We start from the raw sequence: 386 nt of genomic DNA on the forward strand, positions 1-386 counted from the left end.
CCTACGATTCCTACACTGCCGTGCACTCTCTGTCGCTCCCCGACGCCCGTCCGATCTTCTTTGCGGACGCGTTCGACCTGGTGGAGTAGCTCGTGGATGCCCACCTGGACCGGCCGTTGGCGGAGGGCCTCGCGGCCCTCGACGGCGTCACCAGGTTCGTCGAACTCGGCCCGGACGCGGTCCTGTCCGCGCTCGTCCCGCAGCCCGACGCCGCCACGGCGCCGCTGCTGCGCCGCGACCGTGACGAAGTCACCACCGTGCTCACGGCGTTGGCGACTCTGCACGTCTACGGTGTCCCGGTCGACTGGTCGCCGCTGTTCACGGGCGTCCGACCGGCCGAGCTGCCGACCTACGCCTTCCAGCACCAGCGGTACTGGCTGGAGAGC

The 386-nt window shown here is 70.2% G+C and carries 1 protein-coding gene; it reads left to right on the forward strand.

Going from position 1 to position 386, the window contains the following annotated elements; genetic code table 11:
• Positions 1-92: 92 nt before the first annotated feature.
• On the forward strand, positions 93-386 hold a 294-nt coding region (locus PUR61_RS17540), incomplete at its 3' end, for a hypothetical protein (protein WP_329879795.1).

Source organism: Streptomyces sp. BE20, assembly GCF_036322525.1.
GTDB lineage: Bacteria > Actinomycetota > Actinomycetes > Streptomycetales > Streptomycetaceae > Kitasatospora.